The sequence below is a fragment of the Paenarthrobacter sp. NPDC089307 genome, from assembly GCF_040685055.1.
Classification (GTDB): Bacteria; Actinomycetota; Actinomycetes; order Actinomycetales; family Micrococcaceae; genus Arthrobacter.
Window position 1 is genome coordinate 320,918 of the sequence record NZ_JBFBHE010000007.1, and the last position, 19,928, is coordinate 340,845.

The window sequence follows — 19,928 nt, forward strand, 5'->3', positions numbered from 1 at the left end:
TCTAGAGTGCGCTGGCGGCGTTGGCGTGCGCAGCTGCTGCTACGGCACTGGCCACATCGGCGGCAACATGGGGATCGAAGACGCTGGGGATAATGTAACTCGCGTTCAGCTCATCGTCAGCCACCCGGTTGGCAATTGCCTCCGCAGCGGCCACCAGCATGTCCGGAGTGATGTCAGATGCTCCAGCATCCAGCAGTCCGCGGAAGAAGCCGGGGAAGGCCAGCACGTTGTTGATCTGGTTGGGGAAGTCGCTGCGACCCGTGGCAACCACGGCTGCGTGCTTGGAAGCGATGACGGGATCGATTTCCGGCGTCGGGTTCGCCATGGCAAACACGATAGCGTTCTCGGCCATGGAACCAACCTGCTCCTCGCCGATCACGTGCGGAGCGCTGACACCGATGAACACGTCCGCTCCCTTGAGGGCGTCATGCAGGGTTCCGGCGAAGCCTTCTTCATTGGTGTTCGCGGCAATCCAGCTGCGGTGCTCGTCGTCGTACTTCTCGCCCGAGTGGATGGCGCCCGAGCGACCGGCTGCGATGATGTGCTGCGCGCCCTGGGCCTTGAGGAGCTGGATGATGGCAGAGCCGGCAGCGCCGACGCCTGAGACAACGATCTTGACCTCGGAGAGCTTCTTGTCCACCACGCGCAGTGCGTTAACCAATGCGGCGAGGGTGACGATTGCGGTGCCGTGCTGGTCGTCGTGGAACACCGGGATGTCGAGTTCTTCGCGGAGGCGGTTTTCGATCTCGAAGCAGCGCGGGGCGGCAATATCTTCGAGGTTGATGCCGCCGTAGACGGGGGCCATGGCCTTGGCGATCATGATGATTTCTTCGGTGTCCTGCGTGTCCAGGCAGACCGGCCAGGCGTCAACGTTGGCGAACTGCTTGAACAGCGCGGCCTTTCCTTCCATGACCGGGAGGGCCGCGGCGGGGCCGATGTTGCCCAGGCCTAGAACGGCCGAACCGTCGGTGAGGACTGCGATGGTGTTGCGCTTGACCGTCAGGTTGCGGGCGGCGGCGGGGTCTTCGGCGATCGCCAAGCAGACGCGCGCGACGCCGGGCGTGTAGGCGCGGGACAGATCGTCACGGTTGCGGAGGGCTACCTTGGGGACGACCTCGAGCTTGCCGCCCAGGTGCATGAGGAAGGTGCGGTCCGAGACGTGCTGGACGGTCACGCCGTCGAGGGCGTTAAGGGCATCCTTCACACGGGCTGCGTGGGCGTCGTCCGTGGTGTTGCAGGTGACGTCAACAACGATCGTCTCGTGGTGGGATTCCGTGACGTCCAGCGCGGTGATTGCTGCACCGGCTGCGCCGACGGCTGCTGCCAGTTCGCTCGTAGCTGTGAAGCTGGACGGTGCGGCGACGCGCAGGGTGATCGAGTTTCCGGGGCTCGGATTCGCCATTGAAATTCCTCCTGTTAGGCCCGTTCCCGGGCCGCCGTTCCAAACTGAATGTTTTCGTATTATGGATATTATTATCTACAAAGTGGAAATACAACCCCCTGCTCGGTCATCTTCGGTGTCATCGCGCATGGGGCCGGCGTGCTGTATCTTGGGTGTTCTAAGCAATTCTTTTCACGATGCGGATAAGAGTTGTCGGAATCTGAGTCATTGGAGACAAGGGAATGGCTGAAAAAGCCTCCGGAGGCGTGCAGTCCGTTGAGCGCGTCTTTGAACTGCTGGAACTGATCACGGATGCGGGTGGCGACGTCACTCTGAGCGAGCTGTCGTCGTCCACTGACCTGCCCTTGCCCACTATCCACCGCCTGCTGCGCACTTTGGTCTCCCTTGGCTATATCCGCCAGCTGCCCAACCGGCGCTACGCTTTGGGCCCCCGGCTCATCCGGCTCGGCGAAGGTGCCAGCAAGCAGCTCGGTGCCGTGGCACGTCCGCAGCTCAAGACCCTGGTGGAACGGCTCGGCGAAACCTCCAACATGGCCGTCCTCGATTCCGACATGGTCATCTACGTGGCCCAGGTCCCGTCCATGCACTCCATGCGCATGTTCACCGAGGTAGGCCGCCGCGCCCACACGCACGATACCGGCGTGGGCAAGGCGATCCTGGCCCAGCTGGATGATGACGTTGTCCGCGGCATCGTGGCCCGCACCGGCATGCCGACTCCAACGGCCAAGAGCATCGGTGACATCGACTCCCTGCTGGCTGACCTTAAGCTGATCCGTGAGCGCGGCTACTCCATTGACGAAGAAGAGCAGGAGCTCGGCGTGCGCTGCTTTGCAATGGCCGTTCCCAACGCTCCGACGCCCACCGCGATCTCCGTCTCCGGCCCCATCACCCGCGTCGACCAAAGCTTCGCCGACCGCGCCGTGCCGATGCTGCGCGAGGCTGCCAAAGCGATCTCCGCGGAGCTCAACCAGAACTGACTTTCCCCGCCGAGTTGGCATTAGATGGCAATGTTTCCCTGAAACATTGCCATCTTTTGTCATCTCGGCGAAAAGCGAAAAGGCGGCAGTGTCCCCCAAGGAAACACTGCCGCCTTTTGTCATCTGTGAGCCGGAGCTAGTGCTCTGAGGCGCTGGAGGTCTTGAGCGGGACCTCGTTGCCGTCCGCGTCGATCAGCTTGCCGTTCTCGAAGCGGTCGCCTTCGCTGAGGCACTTGATGTCTTCCTCGCTGACAATCCTGTCGGTTCCGGCCACGAACACCGACTGGTTGTCCGAGTTGCCGGCCTTGAAGTGGTTGAACAGGATGTTCAGCAGGATCGCCATGACGGCTGCCGAGCTGATGCCGGAGTGGAAGATCGTGGAGAACCAGGACGGGAACTGGTCGTAGAACTTGGGGGCGGCGATCGGGATCATGCCGAAGCCGATGGACGCCGCCACGATGATCAGGTTCATGTTGTTCTTGTACTCAACCTTGGCCAAGGTCCGGATGCCGCTGGCGGCCACCGTACCGAACAGTACGACGCCGGCACCACCCAATACGGGCGTCGGAACCGCTGCGACAACCCGGCCCAGGATCGGCAGGAGGCCGAGGATCACCAGGATGAGCCCGCCGGCGCTGACCACGAAACGGCTCTTGATGCCCGTGATGGCCACGAGGCCGACGTTCTGGGCGAAGGCGCTTTGAGTGAAGGAGTTGAACAGCGGGGAGATGGCGCTGGAGAGCATGTCTGCGCGGAGGCCGTCGCCGATGCGGCGGGAATCAACCTTGGTATCCACGATCTCGCCCACGGCAATGATGTCCGCGGAGGTCTCCGTCAGCGTAACCAGGATGACGATCAGCATGGAGATGATCGCGGCAATTTCAAAGGTCGGGGCGCCGAATGCGAAGGGCGTGGGGAAAGCGACAACATCGCCCTGGCCCACCTTGGAGAAGTCAGCCATGCCCGCAATGAGCGCGATGATGGTGCCGATGATCATGGCCAGCAGGATCGAGAGCCGGGAAATGGCGGCGTTGCCAACCTTGCTCAGGAGCAGGACTACGCCCATCGTCGCCGCTGCGAGGCCGATGTTGGCCATGCTGCCGTAGTTGTCGGCCTTGGCGTTGCCACCCATGGCCCAGTTCGCGGCCACCGGCATCAGCGTGAGGCCGATGGTGGTGATGACCGTGCCCGTGACAACCGGCGGGAAGAACTTGATGATCTTGGAGAACAGGGGAGTGATTGCCAGGCCAATCAGTGAGGCCACGATCACCGAACCGAACACTGCCTGGATCCCGCCACCGCCTTGGACGATCGCCACCATGGTGGAGACCCCGGCGAAGGACACACCCTGCACCAGCGGCAGCTGCGAACCGAACCACGGGATGCCGACCGTCTGGAGGATGGTAGCCAGGCCGCCGACGAACAAACAGGCGGCGATCAGGAGGCCGATGTCCTGGGAGGACATGCCTGCGGCTGCACCGATGATCAGCGGCGGCGCAATGATTCCGCCGTACATGGTGAGGACGTGCTGGAAGCCGTACGCGAACGTGCTGCCGATGGATAGGCGCTTGTCCTCAGGCCGCTCCGGGCGGTGCGACTGGGACGAGGTGGTATTCGCAGGGCGGGATTTCTTCTTGATGTTCATGGCAGACTTTCTGGGTTCATGGCAGACGTCTTCGTCTGGCTAACTGTGTCTGGCTAACAAAATCTTTGGGGTTGGAGGGTCGGGTTTGTGTACAGGTAATGCCCTTAAAGGGGGCCCTTGAGGGCAGAACCTGTACACAAACTCCGATGTGATGTGAGTGCTGTGGTTTAGCAGAAGCCGGCGATGCCGCTCCAGGCAACCGGTGCAGCCTCGATGTTCTCGCGCTGGACAGTTGCTTCGATGAGGCCGTACGGGCGGTCGGCAGCGAAGAAGACCTCGTTGGGGTTGTCCAGGCCGAACGGGCTCAGGTCAACCAGGAAGTGGTGCTTGTTGGGCATGGAGAACTTGATCTCGGCCACTTCGCTGTGTGCTTCCAGGACTTTCTTGCCCATGTCGAACAGCGTCTGCTGCAAGGCGTGGGAGTAGTTCTCGGTGAAGCCTTCCAGCAGGAGCGCCTTGATGTCGTCGTAGCTCTTGTTGAAGTCCGTGCCGGCCACGTCCAGGTTGGTGTTGTAGCGCCAGCGGGCGGATACGTCGGTGGCCAGGATGCGGTCGGTGGTCTCCGGCAGGGTGGTGTACTTGTCGCGCGGATAGCCGACGAAGCCGGACTGCGTGGTTTTGAGGACCGTCAGGTCCTTGAGGCCGGAAATTACGTGGGTGGTTGCGCCATCACGGACGACGACGGCGGTACGCACCTCTTGTCCGTTGCGGACGAAGCTGTGGTCATGTCCCTCGCCGTGGGCCTGGATGCGGTCCCAGCTGTAGGCCTCGGCTTCCCAGCGGCCGCCAGTTACCCAGTCGAACCCACCGGTGAAGTGATCGGCAAGGCGCAGGAGGAAAGCTTCGGGCGAGCCGATGCCCTCACGTGCGAATGCGTAGACAGTGTTCTTCTGCGTATCGGTGGCGACCACGTGGCCGTTATCGCCTTCGAGGTGTGCTGCCTGGAAGTCGCCACGCAGCTGCGAGGTGACATTCAGGTCTTCGATGTGGTGGCGGTCTGTATCCCGAGTGACCTTGACGACGCGGACTTCTGCTTTGCCGTACTGGTTTTCGCCGAGGACGATGTTGTTGCTCATGGTCATATCCCAACTTCTGTGAGGTGGAACCTACGTTCCATCAATGAAATTAAGCGCGTGTTTCCACTGCGTTTCTGGTGGAGCCGACCCAACAAAAAAGAGCCGGCATCCATGGATGCCAGCTCATTACGACCCTGCCTGCTGCTCTCAGGTTACGTGACCTACGCCACGAACTCATTCGAGAGTAGCGCATGGTTTCGAGTTGTGTATATGGGTTTTCGGTGATCGTTATGAACTACCCGAATGTGACCGGGGATACTCCGTCCGGCCGCAAAGGGGTCTTGACGGTTCGTTTCTCCGCTGCATAGACTTTCCACATAACAATAAAAGTTTTCCGAAGAGCGGAAACTGTGCGCAAGAAAGAGGAGGAACAGATGGACTCGAAGGATACGAACAGCGTCGTGGAATTCCCCGCACCGGGCCAGGAACTGTACCTGCCTTTCGGTGCCACGGATCCGGACTTCTACATTCCGGCCGACTGCGACCGCAAAGCCGGCGGGTTCTCCCGGTGGCTCCGCGCGCTTCCGGTGTTCGGTCGGCAGCGCCCCTGATCTGCAACAGGGGCGCGGACTCTGCGCAACAGAGCCAAGGGCGGGCGGCACCTGGGGAGGTGTCGCCCGCTTTGTTGCACCCGCCCCCCGGTCCCTCTCCCGCGCGGCGCCGGCCCTGTCTCCCGCGCCCGCCCCGCCCCGCCGCGCCCGCCGGCCGATTCGTTGCCCCGCTGCGCACCGTGCCACGCGCAGCATCGAATCCGCAGTAAGCCCACGAAATGGGCCTCCATGTCATCGGTTCAACACACGTAGCACCCGCATTTTGAATTCCTTCTCCCTGAAGAGATCCCGCCATTGGATGCGAATGAACGTCCAGCCCAGCTCGGTCAGGGCCTTCTCTCGCTGCCGCTCCTGGTAGAGCACCTCCGCCGTGGGTGCGTAATCGAAGTATTTGGCCTTTCCATCGAACTCAAGTGCAACCTTCTTTGCGCGCCAAGCCATGTCCATCCGGTGCTTCCCCTCCGCGGATGAAACCTCGACCTGCAGATCCGGCATTCCGATCCGGAGTCGCTTAAGCAACTCACGGGCGAGCGTCTCGCCGGGTGATTCCGACCTCGGATCAGCGTTCTCCAGCGCCTTGCGAAGGGCGATCACTCCGTTGCGTCCCTTGAGGAGCTCGCACATCCGCTGGAGTTGCGCCCTATCAGCGCCTAATCGGAGGGCGTGATCCATCAGGACCAGGGATTGCCTGTCATTCAGCATGAGGCAACTGTCTACAACCGTTCGTTCAAGGGACGTGCACAGCATTCCGCGCCTTGTTTGGACGTCGCCGGGTTCCAGCTCACGCGTATGCGCAACAACATCAGCCCCATGGGAAGAGCGCGATGCCGTTGTTGGAGTGGTGACGTGCACGCGGTCATCAACGCCCAACAGGAACAACCCATGCAGTCGCGCCGCGGAGGTGTGGCTGTAGACAAAGCCGCGTGCCGACGTCGTGAGTGTTCCATGCGCATGCGCGGCAATCAGTTGCAGGCTGCGGACGTAGGGATTTTGGGCGGTCCACTTGCTTCCGCGGACGTAGCAGCCGCGGCGTAGCCTGATCAGCTCGCCACTGCGAACTAACGCGGCAATCTTCCTGTCGTTGAAGCCGGCTTGGTGTAGTTGGTCGGTTCGCCAGAGATTCGGGCCATCGGGAAGCTTGGGAGGGGATTTCTTCGTCATCAAAACAGCCTCGAATGCGTGGGTGGAGACAAACAGGTCCCCGTTCCCCTATGTGGACAAACCCGGTTCGTGGCCTTGCTGCGGAACGTACCGGGCGCGCGGCGCACTGCGCAGCAAAGCAACGAAATGGCCGAAATGGGGCGACGTCACATTCAGCCGGAGTGTGGCGTATGTCACGTAAGCTGGGCCGACGGCCACCCTTCGGGTCTTAAAGGTCGACGCGACCCCCACGTGGGCCGCACTTGCTGGCTCGATGGCGCCGGACGAATGTCCGCAGGCGTCGCACCGCAGCATGCCAAGCATTGATTGGCGCTCGTCATCGAGCCATGCCGGGACATGGAAGCCCGGCGGATAACACTTGCCGCGGCAGGTGAAAGAAAAGCCGGAACTGGGGGTCTGGCGCCGCAGCAGCAGCATTCAGGCTGCCTCCCCAAAGGAAAACAATGTCATGAAACGCACCTTCGTTACGCTGGGGGCGGTGTTCGCGTTGGCCTTGGCCGGCTGCACGGACCCCGGGACACCGCAGCCCACCGAAAGCCCAACCGCGACGTCGACGGCGGAGCCCACCTCGGAGCCGACGGTTACCGCGACCCCAACACCGACGGCCACCGCGACGGCGGAGCCCACTTCGGAGCCGACGGTTACCGCGACCCCAACACCGACGGCCACCGCGACGGCGGAGCCTACTTCGGAGCCGACGGTTACCACGACCCCGACGGCCACCGCGACGGCGGAGCCCACTTCGGAGCCGACCCCCACCACGCCCCCAACCCCGACGGCCACCCCAACCCCAACCCCGACCCCCACCACGCCCCCAACCACCGGCACCCTCGCCAACCTGGCCAGGGTCCCCTGGGATGGCGGTCCCAGCTATTGGAAGAAGTTCCCGAAGGCTGACGCCGCCGGCTGGGACGATCCCGCGTTCCTGCCCATCGTGGTTTGGTATGGCGCGCCCGGAAGCGATGCGCAGCTGAAGTATGACAAGGCTCTCGGGATCAACACCTACGCCCAAGGCAACCCCGCAACACCCTCGGCGGGCATCACAGCAAACGGCATGTTCACCTTGTTCTCGCCCAGTGATGCTCCCGCGAATTGGGCCAACCAAGTGGGAACACTCCTGGACGATGAAGTTGACGGACGCTTCGATACGGCATCGGGCCTGGCGCACATGCGGGAGCTTGCGGCGCAGTTCGACCCCGCAAAAACCGGACGGTTCACGTACTCCAACTGGACGTCCGGAATTCTCACCTACGACCGGTCCATGGGTTTCAGCACGGATTACTACAACACGGCCAACGTCAATAGCGTGGATCAGTACTTCTACGCCGTACCCCAGTGCGACTGGGGTGACAACCAACTCCGGTGGCGCACGCCGGCGGGGCAGTCCCCGATCGTGACGGCGAACTGCCGGACGGCGTCGAGCTACGGAAAGATCATTTCCCTGCAGGAGGAGGTCAATGCGGCCCGCAATGTCCAGGCTCCCATCTGGGCCCTTCCAACCGTGGTGTCGACGGGTGGCTCAACGGGCGGTTACAGGCAACTCACTCCCGAGCAAACCAAGGCCCAGGTATGGGCGAGCATCATTCACGAGGCCCGGGGGATTGTATGGTTCAGTCAGTCGCCGGATCAGCAGAACATCAATGACTGCATCAGCGGGGATGCCTTCGCGGATGCACGGCTGAAAGCCACTCCGTGCCTCAAGGACCAGGTGGCGGCAGCCGGTGCGGTGAACAACGAGATCAAGGCCCTGGCGCCAGTGATCAACACGCAGTCGTATGTATGGAACTTTGGTGACGGCATTGATTCCATGCTGAAGGCCAACGATGGATCAGCGTACATCTTCGCCATGGGCAAGGATGGCACCACGGGATCCAGGACCTTCACCCTTCCGGCCGGGATTACCGGCACGCAGGTGGAAGTCGTCGGTGAGAACAGGACTATTGCCGTCCAAAACGGCGCGTTTACTGATTCGTTTGCCAACGAATACACGCACCACGTCTACAAAATCACCATCTAGCCGAAGGGTATTCCGCGTCATTGCTGGAGAATGACGCGCGGGACCGGAGGCTGGGAGAGCCCGTTTCGTTGGATCGCTGCGCGCTGTGCCGCGCGCATGGCATGGTGCGCAGCGAAGCCACGAAACGGGCCAGCCAGCCAGGCCCGGAGAAACCACAAGCTACCCGGACACGAGCTTCCGCGCCGCCGCCGAGTGCTCCGCGATGAGCCCTGCCACGTCAAGATCCGGAATCGCCCCGTCAACAACGCGCCACTGCCCGCCCACCATCACGCGATCGGCCCGGTCTGCCCCGCACAGCAGCAGGGCGGCTACGGGGTCGTGGCTTCCGGAGAACCGCAGTGAGTCCAGCTTGAACATGGCCAGATCCGCCTGAAGACCGGGGGCCAATTGCCCGATGTCCGAACGCCCAAGCACTGCGGCAGACCCACGTGTAGCCCAGCCAAGCGCCCGGGATACGGGCACGGAAGCCCCGTACCGGAGCCGTTGCAGGTACAGGGCCTGCCGTGCCTCAAGGATCATGTTGGAGGCATCGTTCGACGCCGATCCGTCAACTCCCAGCCCCACCGGCACGCCCGCTGCCTCAAGTTCCAGGACGCGCGCGGTCCCGGAGGCGAGCCGCATGTTCGATGTCGGGCAATGCGCGACGGCGGTGCCCGCGGCTCCCAGCCTGGCGATCTCCTCGTCGTTGAAGTGGATGCCGTGGCCAAGCCAGGTACGGTTTCCCAGCCAACCAACCGATTCCAGGTAATCAACGGTCCGCAGGCCGAACATGGACCGGCAGAAGTCTTCCTCGTCGATGGTTTCGGCAAGATGGGTGTGCAGCCGGACGTCATACCGCTCGGCCATGACGGCGGATTCTGCCATGATCTCCTTGGTCACGGAGAAGGGCGAGCACGGAGCCAGGGCGATCTGCACAACGGCCCCGTCACCGGTCTCGTGATACGAACGAATCAGCCGTTCGCTGTCCGCGAGGATCGCCTCGGGCGACTGGACCGTGGTCCTGGGCGGCAGCCCGCCGTCGTCCTCTCCCAGGGTCATGGACCCGCGGGTCAACGTGGCCCGCATTCCCATGGAGCGTACGGCGGAGACCTCGATATCAATCGCGTCTTCCATGCCGTCGGGGAAGAGGTAGTGGTGGTCGGCGGCGGTGGTGCAGCCGGACAGCAGCAGCTCCGCCAGTGCGACCTGCACTGCGAGCTCGAGGCTGCGGGGAGTGAGCCGGGCCCACACCGGGTAGAGGTTCTGCAGCCAGGGGAACAATGGCACATTGGCCACCGGCCCCCAGGCGCGGGTGAGGGTTTGGTAGAAGTGGTGGTGCGTGTTGATCAGCCCGGGAAGCACCACGTGGGCGGAGGCATCGAACACGGAACACGGCACGGAGGGCTGCGCCCCGGCGGGCACGAGTTCCACGATCGTTCCGTGGTCGGAAACTACCAGGCCGTTTCCGGCGTCGAGGTCGTTCCCGGTGAAGATACCCAATGGGTTTTTGATCCAAAGCATGGACGGTTCCTTGTCTGGTCGGCATGTATGCGTTCCAGCTCAGTTAGGCCCTGTCTGCTGATCCAGGTTCCGGCGGCCAAAGCGGCCGGTCAGAAAAGCGTAAGAGGCCCGACGGCGGCAGTCAACGCCCGTGGGCGGTCACATTCGGGCAGCACGCGGCCCGATTAAGTAATTTCACATGACGAAATAAAGTTTTCAAAAAACTATGGCGCGGCTCACAAACGTGGTGCTACGCTCTAACTGCCAAAGGCGGGCACCCGGACCTCGGGAAGCTATCTACCAGGCGCAACTTAACCTTCATCGCACATGCTGAAGCCTGGTAACCAAGCTAACTGGAGCTCCTCTCTGTAGCGCCCCCAAACAGGTCACCCGGCTTCCACAGCACTAAGGAAGTCGCAACATGAGTACAACCGTCACGGCCGAGCAATTCCTGGCCACATCCATTGAGCTGGCTACAGCCAATGTCCTTAACAGTGGGGGCCCGTTCGGGGCCGTCATTGTCACCGCGGATGGGCGAGCCTTCGAAGGCGTCAACCGCGTCACCGCCACGAACGATCCCACCGCCCACGCAGAAGTCACGGCCATCCGTAACGCCTGCCGCGAACTGGGAACCTTCGATCTGAGCGGAGCAACCCTCTACACCAGCTGCGAGCCGTGCCCCATGTGCCTGGCTTCCGCACTCTGGGCACGCGTAGACCGCGTGTTCTTTGCCGCAGACCGCCACGACGCCGCATCCGTTGGCTTCGATGACGCTGTCTTCTACGAGTACTTCGAGAACGACAACCGGGACGCGCTGATGCCGGTAGCCAAGCTGGAACTGGGCGACCCCCAGGCTCCGGAGGCCCTCCAGCCGTTCAACACATGGAACACGCTTGATTCCAGGATTGACTACTAGGGCCCGGTGGCTGACATGGAAATCCTGGATACCGCAGACATGCAAGATAGCGCTGAAAAGCAGACAGCCGCTGAGAAGCAGGCTGCGCTCCTCCCCAACGGAGACAACAGCGCAGAGCCCACAGCGGCAAAGCACACGGCAACCGGCAACAGCAAGCCACCGGTGTCGAACTCCTTCCTGGACAAGTTCTTCCAGATCTCCAAGCGCGGATCCACGCTGGCCCGGGAATTCCGGGGCGGCCTGGTCACGTTCTTCACCATGGCGTACATCGTCATCCTGAACCCGCTGATCCTGGGTGGCTTCTCGGCAGAGAACGCCCCCACGGATGTGGCAGGCGGGTGGCTCTCAGCAGCACAGGTTGGCGCTGTCACGGGCTTGACCGCCGGCGTCATGACCATAGTTTTCGGCCTGATCGCCAACCTGCCCTTCGGCCTCGCCGCCGGCCTCGGCATCAACTCCTTCCTGGCTGTAGCAGTCATCCAGGAAGTCACGTGGCCGGAAGCCATGGGCCTGGTGGTCATCAACGGCATCCTGATCGTCCTCTTCGGTGCCACGGGTGCCCGGACAGCGATCTTCAAGGCGGTCCCCAAGGAACTCAAGGCCGCCATCACCGTTGGCATCGGCCTGTTCATTGCCTTCATTGGCTTTGTAGATTCGGGCTTCGTCCGTCCCACTGCGGGCGGCCCACCGGTTCAGTTGGGCAACGACGGCTCCATCACGTCCATCCCCACCCTCGTCTTCATTGTTGGTTTGCTGGCCATGGGTATCCTCGTGGCACGCAAAATCCAGGGCGGCCTGCTTATCGGCATCGTCGCCACGACTGTCCTCGCCGCAGTTGTCGAGGCTATCTTCCACATCGGACCGGGCAGCGCCACCAACCCCGGCGGTTGGCACCTGAACGTCCCCATCTTGTCCAGCCAGTTGGTGTCCGTCCCGGATCTCAGCCTTGTTGGCCAATTCGACCTCTTCGGTGCCTTTGCAAGGATCGGCGGCCTCGCTGCCACCATGCTGGTCTTCACCCTGGTGTTCACCAACTTCTTCGACGCCATGGGCACCATGACCGGCCTGGCCAAGAGCGCAGGCGTGGCCCACAAGGACGGCACGTTCCCCAAGCTGAAGTCGGCCTTCATTGTTGAAGGCATGGGCGCGGTGGTGGGCGGGGCAACGTCCGGTTCATCCAACACTGTGTACATCGACTCAGCGGCGGGCATCGGCGAGGGCGCACGGACCGGCCTGGCCTCGGTGGTGACCGGCCTGCTGTTCCTGGGTTCGATGTTCTTCACGCCGCTCACGTCGGTGGTTCCGCTTGAAGTAGCTGCAGCAGCCTTGGTTGTGGTGGGTGCGATGATGATGGCGCAGATCCGCGAGATCAAGTTCACCAAGTTCTCCATCGCGCTCCCTGCGTTCCTCACCATCGTGACCATGCCGCTGACGTACTCCATCGCCAACGGAATCGGCGTCGGCTTCATCTCCTTTGCGGTGATCAGCGCGGCGTCCGGCAAAGCCAAGAAGGTCCACCCCTTGATGTGGGTGGTCACGGCAGGCTTCATCATCTACTTCGCCCGCGGCCCGATCAACGCCCTGATGGGCGTCTGACCGGGAGCCAACCCCGCGCCGGCGGGTCCCATCCGGCACTCCGATCGACGGTCCGTCGGTACCCACCGCACGAATAGGCGTCCGCCGTCGTCGTCCCTGGTGAACAGGCACGACGGCGGGCGGCGGCTGGTCGCCGACGCTCCGTCAGGGAACGGGGGCAGGGAGATGAAGCCCTTGCCCCCGTTCCTATGAACTCTTATCGAATAGCCGCGACTACCCCTCAACAACCTCAGGTAATGAGAATATGAGGCAAGATCGCGCACTGCTCCGGCCGGGCCATCCCGGCCGGGACACCTGGAAAAAGGACGTGTTGCCATGCTGGATCTGATGCCTTCACTGGGCAGCTGGCGGCCTGCGGTTTCCGGCCAACGATTGGCCGTGGCCACGATCGTAGGGAGCGGCGGCTCGGTGCCGCGGCCTCTGGGGACCTCCATGATGGTCTCCGAAAACGGCGACATCCTGGGCAGTTTGTCCGGAGGTTGCGTCGAGGGCGCCGTAGTGGAGGCCGCCTTGGAAGCCATGCGCGACGGCGGTCCGCGCATTGAGTCCTACGGCTACAGTGCCGAGGACGCGTTCGCCGTCGGACTTACGTGCGGCGGCGAGCTGGAAGTCCACATCCAGCCTTTCGGCGCGGATTCTCCCGAACTGTCAGTGTTTGCCGGGGCGCAACGTCCTGCGGCGTTGATTCGTCGGCTCGACGCCGGGGGAGGGGTGATGGTGGTTGATGATCCCATGCGGTTCCGGGCCATGGAATCACCGGAATTGGCGAAACTGCTGGGCGACCATCCCTCCACACTCTTTGCGGCAGCTGCCCAAGTGGAGCCCCTGCTCCAGGGTGGCCGTGCAGGCTTGGTCCGGCTGGCCCCTCCGGAGGGTTGCATCGACGGTTGGGTCACCACCGAGAGACTGGCAGCCCCACCCCGGGAAGAGGAAGAACCGCAGCCCATCACGCTGTTCGTGGAAAGTCGCTTGCCGGCGGCTCGGATGCTTGTCTTTGGGGCCAATGACTTCGGCGCAGCCCTGTTGCCGGCCGGCCAGCTCCTTGGCTACAACGTCACCCTCTGCGATGCACGGCCCGCATTCGCTTCCCAGACCCGGTTCGCCGGCGCCGATCAGCTGGTGACCGACTGGCCACACCGGTACCTCGAATCCGAGGCCGCGGGCGGCCGTATCGACTCCCGCACCGTGGTGTGCGTCCTCACCCACGACCCCAAATTCGACATCCCCTTGCTCCAAACCGCGCTGCGGCTGAACCTGGCGTATGTCGGTGCCATGGGTTCGCGCCGAAGCCACAGGCAACGTGTGGATGCGTTGCTCCAGGCAGGGACTCCCGCGGAGTCCTTGAACCGGCTGCATTCACCCATCGGGCTGGACCTTGGAGCCGTGACGCCAGCCGAAGTCGCCGTCTCCGTCACGGCCGAAATCATCGCGGAACGTGGGGCCGGCCAGAACAAGACCGGGTTTCCTTCCCTCAAGGACGGCGCGGGTCCCATACACCCGGCTCCGACTCACCCAGTACCTCAACACCTCACTCAGGAGGACCCATGGACATGAACACCATCGAGGCCGTGGTGCCCACCACGGACCCTTCACAATGGCGCGACGGCGATGCCTGGCTCGCCGGTGGTACGGTCCTTTTCTCCTACGGAAGTAGCGTGCTCAAGCGGCTGCTGGACCTCGGCCAGGCGGACTGGCCATCCATCACCATCACTGATGACGGCATCGAACTGGCCTCCACCTGCACTGTGGCAGAGCTCTATGCGCTGCCCGTTTCCACCGAGGCAGCGCATCGCGAGTGGCCCGGGCTGGCCCTGATCCGGCCGTGCTGCGACTCGTTCGTGGCCTCGTTCAAGATCTGGAACATGTCCACCGTGGGCGGCAACATCTGCACGGGACTGCCGGCTGGCCCCATGACGTCCCTCTGCGCGGGACTCGACGGCGTGGCCACCATCCTCAGCCCTGACGGCAGCAGCCGCACGGTTCCAGTGGCCGACGTCGTGGTGGGCGACATGCAGACAGTCCTGGCGCCGGGCGAGTTGCTCCGCAGCATCCAACTTCCTGCCGAAGCACTCTCCGCCCGTGTGGCGTTCCGGCGTTTGTCGCTCAGCAACCTCGGCCGTTCCGGAGTGCTGCTGATCGGCAGGCTCGATCCCGTTTTTGGGCTGGTCATCACAGTCACCGCCTCCACCAAAAGGCCGGTACAGCTCAGGTTCCCCGCTGATCAGGTTCCCGACGCAGCAGCGCTGGCCGACGCCGTCGAGCGTTCCATCCCCTGGCCGCTGTACCACGACGACATCCACGGCCTTCCGGCATGGCGCCGCGACATGACCTTCAAGCTCGCCGAAGAGATCAGGGCCGAGCTGCTGGATGAGTCGATCACAGTGTCCGGCGATTTCTGGCCGCCGCACGCCACATCGCCCCAGCCGTCCACGCAACCCGAAACACCAGGCACCCACAAGGAGGCCTCCCATGGCAATTGAGATCAACGGCGCTGCTTCGCAGGCCACACCCCGACCCGGCCAGTGCCTGCGCACGTTCCTTCGGGAGCAGGGCAACTTCGGCGTCAAAAAGGGCTGCGATGGCGGCGACTGCGGCGCCTGCACGGTCCACGTGGACGGCACGCCCGTCCACAGCTGCATCTACCCGGCCGTCCGTGCCGAGGGCAAGGCAGTCACCACCATCGAAGGCCTCGCGTCCGGGGAAGGCCTGCACCCTGTGCAGGAACAGTTCCTCGAAGCGCAAGGCTTCCAGTGCGGCTTCTGCAGCGCCGGGATGATGATGACGGCAGCAACGTTCGACGACGAACAGCGCGCCAACCTGCCCCGCAACCTCAAGGGAAACCTCTGCCGATGCACCGGCTACCGCGCAATCGCGGACGCCGTCTGCGGCCACGGCAGCGATCACACGCACGACGCCGGAGCCGACGTTTCGGGGGCACAGCCACCCGCCGCTGTTCCCGCCACGCCGGGCCAGCTTGGCGACGACGTCCCCGCACCTGCGGGCCAGGCAGTGGTCACAGGGACCGCCCGCTACTCACTCGACGTCCCGGCCGGGCAACTCCCCGGGTTGTTGCACATGAAGCTCCTGCGTTCGCCGCACCCCCATGCCCGGATCGTCTCCATCGACAAAGCCCCGGCGTTGGCGATTCCAGGCGTGGTGGCGGTCTTCACCCACGAGGACGCTCCGCAGCAACTCTTCTCCACTGCGCAACACGAAAACTTCACTGACGATCCCGATGACACGCGTGTCCTGGACAACGTGGTGCGCTTCATCGGCCAGCGGGTTGCCGCCGTCGTTGCCGAATCGGTGGGCGCGGCAGAGGCCGGGGCCCGCGCACTGGAGGTGCAGTACGAACTGCTGGAACCGGTGTTCACTCCGCAGGAGGCCATCCTGCCCGGCGCTCCGGCGATCCACGGCGAAAAGGACGGTGTCTTCTCCCGCATCTCCAGGCCCCTGCAGAACGTTGTGGCTGAGGTTCACGCCGAACTCGGCAGTGTAGAGGAGGGATTCGCGGCCGCCGATTTCATCCACGAGCACACGTACCAAACCCAGCGTGTGCAGCACGTGGCCATGGAAACGCACGCCTCCATTGCCTGGGTGGACGAGGATGGACGCCTGATGGTGCGCTCTTCCACGCAGGTTCCCTTCCTGGTCAAGAGGACGTTGAGCCGATTGTTCAACCTGGCGCCGGAGACCATCCGCGTGGTCGCCGGGCGCGTGGGCGGTGGGTTCGGCGGCAAGCAGGAAGTCCTCACGGAGGACCTCGTGGCCCTGGCCGCCTTGGCGCTCCGCCGGCCCGTCCAGCTGGAGTTCACCCGGACCGAACAATTCACTGCCACCACCACGCGGCACCCGTTCACCATCCACCTGAAGGCCGGTGCCAGCCGTGACGGCTCGCTCACAGCGCTGCAGCTGCATGTCCTCACTAACACGGGGGCCTACGGTAACCACGCCCCTGGGGTGATGTTCCACGGCTGCGGCGAGTCCCTGGCCGTTTACAAGTGCGTGAACAAGAAAGTGGACGCCCACGCGGTGTACACCAACACTGTTCCGGCCGGTGCGTTCCGGGGCTATGGGCTGAGCCAGATGATTTTCGCGATCGAGTCCGCCATCGATGAGTTGGCTATCGGGATCGGCATGGACCCTTTGGAGTTCCGGCTCAAAAACATGGTCCGGCCCGGCGATCACATGCTCTCCACCACTCCCGAGCCCGAGGAAGACGTCCACTACGGAAGCTACGGCCTGGACCAGTGCGTGGCGTTGGTGCGGGACGCTTTGGACCGCGGCAAGGAACGGTACCGTGCCGCCGGGCTCGATGACCTCGGGCCCGAGTGGGTGGTCGGGGAGGGCTCGGCCCTGTCCATGATCGACACCGTCCCGCCGCGCGGCCACTTCGCCCATACCCGGGTGGGCTTGGAAGCGGACGGAAGGTTCGCCGTCGACGTCGGTACTGCGGAATTCGGGAACGGCACCACTACCGTCCACGCGCAGTTGGCGGCCACAGCGCTTGCAACGTCGGCGTCCAAGGTGACAGTGCGGCAGTCGGACACGGATCTGGTGGAGCACGACACCGGCGCATTCGGTTCGGCAGGAACCGTGGTGGCCGGCAAGGCGACACTGGGCGCCGCGCTTGAACTCGCCACCCGCATCCAGACCGTTGCAGCGTCCCTGACCGGGGCAGCGTTGTCCGACTGCCGCCTGGTGGACGGCGCTGTGGACTGTGGCGTCCGCGTGGTTCCGCTGCAGGAAATCGTCGACGCCGCGCGCCTGCAGGGCGTTCGGCTCGCCACCGATGGGAACTGGGGTGGGACGCCGCGCTCGGTTGCCTTCAACGTCCACGGTTTCCGTGTGGCTGTTAATACGGGAACGGGCGAGCTGCGGATCCTGCAAAGTGTCCAGGCTGCCGACGCCGGTGTGGTGGTCAACCCGCGCCAATGCCGAGGCCAGATCGAGGGCGGCATTGCGCAGGCGCTCGGAGCGGTGCTGTACGAGGAAGTGAAAGTTGACGACGCTGGCCGGGTCACCACGGACATCCTGCGGCAGTACCACATCCCGTCGTTTGCCGACGTGCCCCGGAGTGAGGTCTATTTCGCAAAGACCAACGACTCCACGGGGCCGCTGGGCGCCAAGTCCATGAGTGAGAGTCCGTTCAACCCGGTGGCCCCCGCGCTGGCCAACGCGATCCGCAACGCAACGGGCGTCCGCTTTGCTGAGCTGCCCATCGCCCGGGACAAGATCTACCTGGCCCTGCGCGACCGCACCACAGCCCCCGTTTAACCCAACTAGGGGACAGCAAACGTCGCTATGAGCCCTCATAGCGACGTTTGCTGTCCCCTACTTGGGTGCGAGGGTGAGTTCCATGAATACGCTGTTCGGGTCCAGCGCGTAGTCCGCGAACGGCGGGCACTCCGTGAATCCGTGCCGCGCGTACAAACGCCTGGCCGGGGCGAAGTAGTCCTCAGTGCCGGTTTCCAGGCTGAGCCGTTCGTAACCCCGCCGTCCTGCCTCGGCCACAATGTGCTCCAGCATCCGGGTGGCCACTCCACGCCCCCGGGCACTCGCCGTTGTGCGCATGGACTTAATCTCGGCATGCCCGCTGGAGAGCATCTTCAGCGCTCCGCATCCCAGCAAGACGCCGTCCTCCCGGGCAGTCCAGAACGTGATCGATTCGTGGGACAAGGCCGAGTGGTCCAAAGCATGGACACTCTCCGCCGGAGACGTGGCGAACATGTCGGCCAAGTGCTCACTCAGAAGAGCGTGGACGTCAGGGCGTGCGGGATCGTCAGTCTCGATGCGGATCATGGCCCCTAATCTACCGGCTGCTACCCATCCAGAAGATGCAGCTGATCCTTGGTATCCAGGTCTTCGCCCGAGCACAGATCACTGCAGTCCACCAGGTCCACCAACCCCGGATGCGCTTTGAGGAACGAGCGCGCGCCCGTGTCGCCTTGGGCGGCGGCCGCCGCTTCACCGCGGAGGCCGACGTCGAAAATCACCGGGTGCCGACGCTTCAGCCGGCCTGACTCATCAGGGTAAGCAGCTGCGGTGACCCGGCCGGAACGGTGGCTGCCCAGCAACCTGCTCACCGCCGTCGGAGTCAATCCGGGCTGGTCAACCAAGGCCACCATGATGCTGTTGCCGGGGGCGGCGGCGTCGATACCCGCGCGGAACGAGCCAGCCATGCCCTTGGCCCAGCCAGGGTTCTCCACCACCATGTGCGTGCCCAGCTCCGTGGTGCTGCGGACACGGTCGGCTTCGGCACCGAGGACCACCACCACCTCGCTGCAACCGCCGTCGAACAGTGTGTCGGCCAGAACTTCCACCAGCGTGCGGCCGCGGAAGGGCAGCAGCGCCTTCGGGCCACGCCCCAGGCGGGTGCCGGCGCCCGCAGCGAGCAGGACGCCCGTGGTGGGCGGGCCGGATTGAGTCATATCCTCACCATACGCGCGGGGGTGCATGCGGTCTCTAGCTCCTTGGCGGCTTTCCATTTGATCTACCTATATCGGTTTCAAACTACTGCTGAGTAGGGCTGTTAGCCCCACGAAATGGCCGTTAGGGTCGATGAGGGAGTTATGAAGTCAGCTCGACGACGCAACGACGCGTGAAAGAACAGGGGACATGGCGGGCAGTTTCGAGATTCTCAAGGCAGGCACCAACTCATTCCGGTTCCGGCTCACCGCAGAAGATGGCACTGTTGTGGCAGTGTCACCACAATTTCCAAACCTGAAGGCAGTAGTTGCCGGCATCAACGCAGTTCGCGAAAACGCGGCAACAGGATTCGTGGTCGACCGGAGGAACCTGGGCACCTGATGCCCTCTTCCCGGATTGACCGGGTAAAACGACAATTGGCGGCAATGTTCATGAAGAACATTGCCGCCAATTTCGTTGTCAGGACCTGTCAGGCGTCTCCGCCTGCTCCGCCGGTGGTGCCGGCGTTGACATCGAGCAGCTTGTAGCGGTCAATGGCGTACGACGGCGCGCCCTCCTCGACCTCGCCCCTCGCCGCCAGCATCTGCAGGGTTTTGGCGACGATGGAGTGGGTGTCGTTTTTGAAGTAGCGGCGGGCGGCTTGGCGGGTGTCGGAGAAGCCGAAGCCGTCTGCTCCGAG

At 63.6% G+C, this 19,928-nt stretch carries 17 protein-coding genes; 9 read left to right on the forward strand and 8 right to left on the reverse strand.

The annotated features are described in order from the left end of the window. Position 1: 1 nt before the first annotated feature. Positions 2-1,402: an NAD-dependent malic enzyme gene (locus AB0N72_RS18535; RefSeq protein WP_363933817.1), complete on the reverse strand. Its 1,401-nt coding sequence runs from the start codon at positions 1,400-1,402 to the stop codon at positions 2-4. A gap of 221 nt (positions 1,403-1,623) precedes the next feature. Here AB0N72_RS18535 and AB0N72_RS18540 point away from each other — a divergent pair, with 221 nt between their 5' ends. Continuing rightward, positions 1,624-2,379 carry an IclR family transcriptional regulator gene (locus AB0N72_RS18540; protein ID WP_363933819.1) on the forward strand — a complete coding sequence of 252 codons (756 nt, stop codon included), beginning with the start codon at positions 1,624-1,626 and terminating at the stop codon, positions 2,377-2,379. 136 nt (positions 2,380-2,515) lie between these two features. Here the strand turns inward: AB0N72_RS18540 and AB0N72_RS18545 are convergent, their stop codons facing one another. Then, the gene (locus tag AB0N72_RS18545) at positions 2,516-4,024 is read right to left on the reverse strand and encodes a nucleobase:cation symporter-2 family protein (RefSeq protein ID WP_363933820.1); all 1,509 of its coding nucleotides are present in this window, start codon (positions 4,022-4,024) and stop codon (positions 2,516-2,518) included. 167 nt (positions 4,025-4,191) lie between these two features. Beyond that, the gene (pucL, locus tag AB0N72_RS18550) at positions 4,192-5,106 is read right to left on the reverse strand and encodes a factor-independent urate hydroxylase (protein WP_363933822.1); all 915 of its coding nucleotides are present in this window, start codon (positions 5,104-5,106) and stop codon (positions 4,192-4,194) included. A 368-nt stretch (positions 5,107-5,474) separates the two neighbouring features. Here pucL and AB0N72_RS18555 point away from each other — a divergent pair, with 368 nt between their 5' ends. Further along, a complete protein-coding gene (locus tag AB0N72_RS18555; RefSeq protein ID WP_018778855.1) occupies positions 5,475-5,651 on the forward strand; it encodes a hypothetical protein in 177 nt (58 codons plus the stop codon). A 231-nt stretch (positions 5,652-5,882) separates the two neighbouring features. Here AB0N72_RS18555 and AB0N72_RS18560 read toward each other — a convergent pair whose 3' ends face one another. Further along, positions 5,883-6,812, reverse strand: a complete 930-nt coding sequence (locus tag AB0N72_RS18560) for a type IV toxin-antitoxin system AbiEi family antitoxin domain-containing protein (protein WP_363933824.1) — start codon at positions 6,810-6,812, stop codon at positions 5,883-5,885. A gap of 448 nt (positions 6,813-7,260) precedes the next feature. Between AB0N72_RS18560 and AB0N72_RS18565 the strand changes: the two genes are divergently transcribed. Then, positions 7,261-8,829, forward strand: a complete 1,569-nt coding sequence (locus tag AB0N72_RS18565; protein ID WP_364081374.1) for a hypothetical protein — start codon at positions 7,261-7,263, stop codon at positions 8,827-8,829. Between the two features lie 159 nt (positions 8,830-8,988). Here the strand turns inward: AB0N72_RS18565 and AB0N72_RS18570 are convergent, their stop codons facing one another. Continuing rightward, on the reverse strand, positions 8,989-10,329 hold the full coding sequence (locus tag AB0N72_RS18570; RefSeq protein WP_363933831.1) for an 8-oxoguanine deaminase: 1,341 nt from the start codon (positions 10,327-10,329) through the stop codon (positions 8,989-8,991). Positions 10,330-10,729: 400 nt separating this feature from the next. Here AB0N72_RS18570 and AB0N72_RS18575 point away from each other — a divergent pair, with 400 nt between their 5' ends. The 5 genes from AB0N72_RS18575 (at position 10,730) to AB0N72_RS18595 (ending at position 18,097) form a co-directional block, all read left to right on the forward strand. Continuing rightward, positions 10,730-11,224: a nucleoside deaminase gene (locus tag AB0N72_RS18575; RefSeq protein ID WP_011776019.1), complete on the forward strand. Its 495-nt coding sequence runs from the start codon at positions 10,730-10,732 to the stop codon at positions 11,222-11,224. Positions 11,225-11,230: 6 nt separating this feature from the next. Beyond that, the gene (locus AB0N72_RS18580) at positions 11,231-12,820 is read left to right on the forward strand and encodes an NCS2 family permease (protein WP_363933833.1); all 1,590 of its coding nucleotides are present in this window, start codon (positions 11,231-11,233) and stop codon (positions 12,818-12,820) included. Between the two features lie 315 nt (positions 12,821-13,135). Next, the gene (locus tag AB0N72_RS18585) at positions 13,136-14,374 is read left to right on the forward strand and encodes an XdhC family protein (RefSeq protein WP_363933835.1); all 1,239 of its coding nucleotides are present in this window, start codon (positions 13,136-13,138) and stop codon (positions 14,372-14,374) included. Next, positions 14,365-15,300: an FAD binding domain-containing protein gene (locus tag AB0N72_RS18590; RefSeq protein WP_363933836.1), complete on the forward strand. Its 936-nt coding sequence runs from the start codon at positions 14,365-14,367 to the stop codon at positions 15,298-15,300. Before AB0N72_RS18585 ends, AB0N72_RS18590 begins: the two co-directional genes overlap by 10 nt. Continuing rightward, a complete protein-coding gene (locus AB0N72_RS18595; protein ID WP_363933839.1) occupies positions 15,290-18,097 on the forward strand; it encodes a molybdopterin cofactor-binding domain-containing protein in 2,808 nt (935 codons plus the stop codon). Before AB0N72_RS18590 ends, AB0N72_RS18595 begins: the two co-directional genes overlap by 11 nt. Positions 18,098-18,154: 57 nt before the next feature. Here the strand turns inward: AB0N72_RS18595 and AB0N72_RS18600 are convergent, their stop codons facing one another. Together AB0N72_RS18600 and nboR are read right to left on the reverse strand one after the other, a co-directional pair. Continuing rightward, positions 18,155-18,622 carry a GNAT family N-acetyltransferase gene (locus AB0N72_RS18600; protein WP_363933841.1) on the reverse strand — a complete coding sequence of 156 codons (468 nt, stop codon included), beginning with the start codon at positions 18,620-18,622 and terminating at the stop codon, positions 18,155-18,157. 20 nt (positions 18,623-18,642) lie between these two features. Next, positions 18,643-19,278: a nicotine blue oxidoreductase gene (gene nboR / locus AB0N72_RS18605; protein WP_363933843.1), complete on the reverse strand. Its 636-nt coding sequence runs from the start codon at positions 19,276-19,278 to the stop codon at positions 18,643-18,645. A gap of 160 nt (positions 19,279-19,438) precedes the next feature. Between nboR and AB0N72_RS18610 the strand changes: the two genes are divergently transcribed. Next, complete coding sequence (locus AB0N72_RS18610) at positions 19,439-19,630, forward strand: DUF1508 domain-containing protein (protein ID WP_044569301.1); 192 nt, start codon at positions 19,439-19,441, stop codon at positions 19,628-19,630. 88 nt (positions 19,631-19,718) lie between these two features. Here the strand turns inward: AB0N72_RS18610 and AB0N72_RS18615 are convergent. After that, a partial coding sequence (locus AB0N72_RS18615) for a hypothetical protein (protein WP_364081378.1) occupies positions 19,719-19,928 on the reverse strand: 210 nt, incomplete at its 5' end.